Consider the following 6,400-nt stretch of genomic DNA (forward strand, 5'->3'; position numbering starts at 1 on the left):
CGCCTGTCCCATACCAAGACCTTCACTGTTCAATAGCTTTAAAATCTGTACCACTTATCCTGCATGGCTTAGAGCTTTTCTTAGTGCCATTCCCCCGTGAGGGAATCATTTCCAGATTCCAGAATGAAGTGAATTCACTCAATTTTGTTCCCAAAACCAGCACACGCACAGGACTTTGTGACTGCATGTATGTCAGAACTGAAGAATGTCCACCAAAGCCTGTCACACCCACAAACTGAGGATGATCTTCAGGAAATATACCCTTGGCACGGGGTGAACACATTACGGCAGATCCGGTTCTCTCGGCAAGTTGGCGGATTTCTTCTCCAGCATCCCTGGCACCAAAGCCTACCCAAATAGCGAACGGGCCTTCAGATAACAATTGTACAGATTTCCAAACAGTATCTTCTCCCGCAGATGGCAGAATTGGTGAGCTAGTTATACGAGGTATTGATGCCTTAAGAAAACTTGTCTGAATCACCGGAGGGACACTTAGATGCGCGATAAAGCTACCAGGTTGTGCTAGACCGAGGGCAAGTCTGCGAGCAGTTACTGGAAGTTCATCACTGGATTCAAGAGTGGTTGCATAATGAAAAAGCTTTCCTGAAGTAAAAATACTTGTATTGGACATTGTGTAGGCACTAGTTTCTTGAAAAGCCCAGCGTCCACGTTGCTGTGTTGAGGTAGAAGGAGAGAGAAAAATTATCTTTGCACCTTCCCAGCGTGCAGCAAACATTCCAGTTAGGGCGTTGGTAATGCCTGGTCCAGTTGTGGTGAATACTACCACAGGACGACCATTGGCAAAGTACGACTCAATAGCTGCAAAGGCTGCTCCGGTTTCGTGACGAAATTGCAGCACCTGGATTGAGCTTTGCTCTAGCATAGCTACCAGTGGCGTGATTCCGCCTCCGAATAGACCAAAAGCTTGGCGTACTCCCAAATCTTCCAGCATTTTGACTATAGCTGCTGCAACTGTTATTTCAGTTGATTCTGAGTGGCTGGGCTTTCCATGAGGGGATAGCAAAGAGGAGCTTGTGGATTGCGATACAATAGCAGGTTCAGCTATTGAATGTTCAACTGATTTATGATTAGTTCTAACATTAGTATGACGCATTGATGAAACCTCTGTTTATCTTTTTTATTTTGGTAGTTTGTTCAAGTTATCAATTAATAGGTAATAGTAGCGAATTGAAATGTTGATTGCTTACGTAAAACTCGCTTGAGTACTTTACCTGTAGGATTTTTAGGAATTGAATCCACGAAGTTAATTACATGGGGGATTTTGTAGGTGGCCATCCTTTCACGACAGAATTCAATAATTTGCTTTTCTGTAACTTCCTTACCAGCTTTAGCTACGATATTCGCTTGAACTATCTCCCCTTTGAAGCTATCAGGAATGCCATAAATAGCTACTTCGGCAACTGCTGGATGCTGATAAATGACATTTTCAACTTCAGTTGGATATACCTTAAATCCAGAGATATTAATCATGTCTTTTAAGCGATCAACGATGAAGAAAAAACCGTCTTCATCCATGCGACCAATATCGCCGGTATATAACCAACCATTTTTAATGACTTCAGCAGTTTCAAATGGGCGATTCCAATAACCAAGCATGACATTGGGCCCTCGGATGACAATCTCACCCAATTCACCAGGCTGTACCTGATGATTATCAGCATCAACAATTTTCATTTCTACATTTTCAATGGGAGCACCAATGGAACCGAGTTTGTATTTCAAATCGTGGTTATAACACGCACATGGTGATGTTTCAGTTAAACCATAGCCTTCATGAATCACTTTTCCATACTTTTCTTGCCAAGTTTGAGCTATTTCAATTGGCATGGGTGCTGCAGCAGAAAAGTAATAACGTACGCTCTCAAAGGCTTGCTTATATATGTCGCTATTTAAGATTTTGATGAATACTGTCGGCACACCAAAGAACATGGTGATTTTATGAGTAGCGATCGCATTCAAAACTTGTGTCAGATCAAACCGCCGTTGGAGGACGAGGGTGGAACAAGTATTGAGTGCAGCATTGAGAATTGCGTTTTGACCAAAGCAATGAAATAATGGTAGAAAAAGTAATAATTGGTCATTAGCTTGCATTCCACAACAACGATTTTGGGAATACATATTAGAGATGATATTGCCGTGAGAAAGAGTAGCTCCTTTGGGAAAACCTGTGGTTCCTGATGTGTAGACTATGCTAGCAGGAGCATGGCGATCCATTTTAACAGCGCGTGTATTAGGGGAAGAGGTTTCTATTAGTTGGGCTAAACTTATCCCCTTTTTAGCGCTACCTTCTGCAATCAAAATGTGTTGTAATTCTGGTAAATCTGCCTCCAATACCTCCAAACTACCTGACTCTGTGGTGATGATGGTTTTAGCAGCACAATCGTGAAGGATATAGCTGACTTCAGAGCTTTTTAACATCACATTTACAGAGACAGCGATCGCACCAATTTTGAGAATGCCAAAATAAGAAGTAATGAACTCTGGAATATTTGGCAAAAACAAGGCTACGCGATCGCCTTTTTTAACTCCCAATCCCCGTAAACCATTAGCCACGCGATTTGCTAACAGATTAAGCTGTTTGTATGTTAAAGATTTATCCTCAAAAATCAGGGCAATTTTGTCAGGAAATAACAGATGACCGCGCTCGATATGATTGACGATATTCATAAATTAAAAGTCTCTCTTTCATCTGAAGTATGGCAACAAATTAAGTTAACAAAACTTTTGGAATAGAATGGCACGAATCAAAGGTAAAATTATTGCTAAGGCTGGGTGTAAGGGTGTAAGTGAAAGAACTACCGCGTCAACTATTGTGATGTTTTTCCCTACACCCAAAAGCCAGTTATATTCAGGGTTTGCGTTTATCTGAGTATCATTCCTTCCTGAATATTTGGTGCATAAACATCACTAAAACTGATTTGTGGTTCCAATGTCATGAGGATGCCGTGACGGGGACGTAGTGTAAACATTGGCTCCTCCTCAACTGGATGTCCAGGTACTAGATGCAGCCGATATTTTTGAGCTACCATCGCAACTATCAACAGCATTTCAGTCATTGCAAATATCTCACCGATGCATTGGCGTGGGCCGCCGCCGAAGGGGTAGTAAGCATAGCGGGGACGTGCAGCCGCTTGTTCTTTTGTGAAGCGCTCAGGGTCAAAGTCTTTGGGATTCTCCCAAAAAGCTGGTAGGCGATGGGTGACATAAGGGCTAATCATGATCACAGAGTTAGCTGGTATGTGATAGCCTCCAACCTCGTCGGCCTGTAAGTTAGTACGAGTATAGACCCATGCACCAGGATAAAGCCGCATCGATTCTTCGAGTACCATCCTGGTATATTTCAGGTTTGGTAAATCTTCAAGAGTCGGGGTACGCCCATTTAAAACCCTCTTGAGTTCATCTTGGAGCCGATTTTCGACGTTAGGGTGTTCAGAAAGCAAGTACCAAGTCCATGCAAGTACAGCTGCTGAGGTTTCAAATCCACCAGTAAAGATGGTCATAATCTCATCGCGCAGTTGTTCATCACTCATTCCCTGACCAGACTCTTCATCGTAAGTATCCATCAGCATAGAGAGCAGGTCGTCAGGACTATTACTGTTTTCCCGACGGGAGCGAATGATCCGATAGACGATTTTATCCAGTGTTCCCATCGCTTGCACAAAGGCGCGGTTTTTCGGTGTGGGTACCCATAGAGGTAGCTTGAAAACTGCCCATAGTTGACTACTAAGATACTCATAAGCAGTATCCCATGCTTGATTCATCTCGCTAATTTCGTCTTCAGAATCAATGCTCAACAAACTCTTGAGGAGGATATTCTGTGCTAGTTGCATCATCTGTGCAAACACATCTAGGGGTTTGTCTAAGCCGATGCGGCTCCAGTTATCTAGCATTTGGCTAATAGTTTTAGTCATGAAGGTGACTAATGCTCCAACCCGATGGCGATGAAAGGTTGGTTGCATCAAGCGGCGTTCGCGTCGCCAGGAGTCACCTTCGGCAACTGCTAGACCATTACCAATTACCTGCTTAATAGACTTAAAGTTTTCGCCTTTAATGTAGTTACGGCTATTTTCTTGCAGGATGTACTTCAGATGATCTGGGTGAGAGACTAAATAAAGCTGTTGAGGCCCCATTGCCCCCAGGTGGACTACTTCGCCATACTCCTGTACGGCATTAGTTAGAAACTGTAGTGGATTCCGCAACATTTGCGGCAGGTTGCCTATAATCGGGTAGCCAATAGGGCCTGGAGGAGCTTTGCTGATACTTGGTGAAATACTCTGTTTGTGCATCTTAACTACCCTCAAAATTTAATTGAAACTTGACAAAATATCTTGAATTGCTTGCACAATCTGCCCACCAGATGCGATATCTGCACTAATCCGGGCAATATGTTCGTCAAGAGGTTGTTCGTGGTCGTTCCAGATATAAGGACGGTCAGATGAGGCTGGTTGTCCGATGACATCGCGCACTGCCATATATAAATCTCTGGTAGCGGGAGACAGACAAGCACGAGCATCATAATGGTCTGCAACTAGGTAGGTACGTAAATCAACCGCTTGTACCCCAAATATCAAAGCGATCGCCATATACTGTTGGAAGGTATCTACTGAGCGACGCGCTAAGTTTGCAGAAGCAAAACCTTGGCTGTTGATATTTTGGTTAAATTGTTCGGCATGGGTAGGAAATCTGTCTGCGATCGAATTTCCATAGAAGGTTAACAATGGCATGATGGAGTTCCCAGATATTTGCAGACCTTTTAGCCCCATGTTGACACTGCGCTCTCGGTTCCCCACTAAAGATGCTGGCAGTCCATTGTTAAATTCTGGCGCTACCAGGTAGGCTATTTGCACATCCAAATGTTTAGCCAACAATCCGATATAGTAGCGCAGCTGATCCATTCCTACACCAATGTACTGTCCTAAGAAATTACCGCCATGATAGCTAACTTGGTTCTCAACATCGATTAGCGGGTTGTCGGTGACAGAATTAATTTCTACTTCGATTTGTTTTTTAATCTGTTCAATCCCATCTATAATCGGTCCCATATATTGTGGTAAGCAGCGCAGTGAGTAACGGTCTTGAATTGGATCTCCACCCCGATAGTTGTGAGAACCATCTAGTTCTTCGCGGACTAAGCGTGAACCTGCTAGTAAGTCCAGCATTTGGTTCGCAGCCCATTTTTGCCCTGAATGTGGTTTGAGTTGATGAATAAATGGGTGGAATGATTGATTGGTACCATTCAAACCTTGAATTGCTAGGGCATGTGCCCCCATTGAGAGAGCTAATAAAACTCTGGTATCGTAGACACAATTGGCAGCAATACCTGTCATGACTGAGGTGCCATTCATCATTGCCAATCCTTCTTTAGGAAGTAATTGCAATGGCTCTAAACCCAGATGACTCAACGCTGTCGGTGCATCGATTTCTTCGCCGTTAAAGTCAACAGTATAGCAGCGGTCTAAACCAACCAATGCCCCTGTAATGTAGGATAAAGGCACTAAATCACCGCTTGCACCAATAGATCCAAATTCATATACATGGGGTGTGACACCAGCATTTAAGAAAGTTTCCATACGCTGGATGAGTTCTAGACGAATACCAGATGCACCATGCAAGTGGGAGTTAGCACGCAAAAGCATGGTGGCTCGGACATCAGCTAGCGGTAATTTTTGTCCGGCTCCGGTTTTGTGATACCAAATTAGGTTGTTCTGGAGCAGTGCCGCAGATTCAGGGGAAATGACAACATTTGCCATGCCACCAAAACCACTTGTCACGCCATAAATTGGTTGACCAGATTCCACAGCATCACTAATGTAATTACACGATGCTTGAACTCTTTGTACAACATCTCGATTATCGGTTAGGCGTACTTGAACACCATGACGGGACACACTAGCTACTTCGTCTATTGTTAAGTCTTGATTGCCTACAACTACAGTTTTGCTAGAATTTACTACGGAGGTTGCAGAAGATTGAAAGGTCTTGTTTTTGTTGAGTGATGTTGTATTCATTGAACTTCCAATTATTATTTAGATTGCACAGATGATGGACTGATTGGATGTCCTTGTTGGGAAGGTATGGCACGCTTATAAAGCGCTACTGGCGGTGGCAGAAACTCGTGCAGCAAACTTGGGGGTAACGGTGGTGCTATGTTGTTTAGACCAACGACCAAAGAACTTACCTAAAGAAGCCATTTCTAGCATTAAGTCTTCAAATGCTTCCGGTGTTAAAGACTGAGGGCCATCTGAAAGAGCCTTAGCTGGGTTAGGGTGAACTTCAATCATTAAGGGGCGTTGCATAAGTGCGGGATGAATCAGGTTAACACGGGTATTTTCCCGTACTTCAAGTAATGAAGTAATAATCGAATTGAATACTTCAGCAT

At 43.4% G+C, this 6,400-nt stretch carries 3 protein-coding genes and 2 pseudogenes; all 5 read right to left on the reverse strand.

All coding sequences use genetic code 11. The features are described 5' to 3' along the window. Positions 1-91: 91 nt before the first annotated feature. Positions 92-1,114: pseudogene (locus V7K89_RS03750) on the reverse strand (thiamine pyrophosphate-binding protein); the annotation flags it as partial. A gap of 53 nt (positions 1,115-1,167) precedes the next feature. Then, positions 1,168-2,688, reverse strand: a complete 1,521-nt coding sequence (locus tag V7K89_RS03755) for a class I adenylate-forming enzyme family protein (RefSeq protein WP_335184471.1) — start codon at positions 2,686-2,688, stop codon at positions 1,168-1,170. Between the two features lie 194 nt (positions 2,689-2,882). Beyond that, positions 2,883-4,307: a cytochrome P450 gene (locus V7K89_RS03760; protein WP_335184473.1), complete on the reverse strand. Its 1,425-nt coding sequence runs from the start codon at positions 4,305-4,307 to the stop codon at positions 2,883-2,885. 18 nt (positions 4,308-4,325) lie between these two features. After that, positions 4,326-6,029 (reverse strand): HAL/PAL/TAL family ammonia-lyase, encoded by a 1,704-nt coding sequence (locus V7K89_RS03765; RefSeq protein WP_335184475.1) that lies wholly within the window; start codon positions 6,027-6,029, stop codon positions 4,326-4,328. Positions 6,030-6,104: 75 nt separating this feature from the next. Continuing rightward, a pseudogene (locus V7K89_RS03770) lies at positions 6,105-6,400 on the reverse strand (hypothetical protein); the annotation flags it as partial.

The organism is Nostoc sp. (genome assembly GCF_036917515.1).
Classification (GTDB): domain Bacteria; phylum Cyanobacteriota; class Cyanobacteriia; order Cyanobacteriales; family Nostocaceae; genus Nostoc.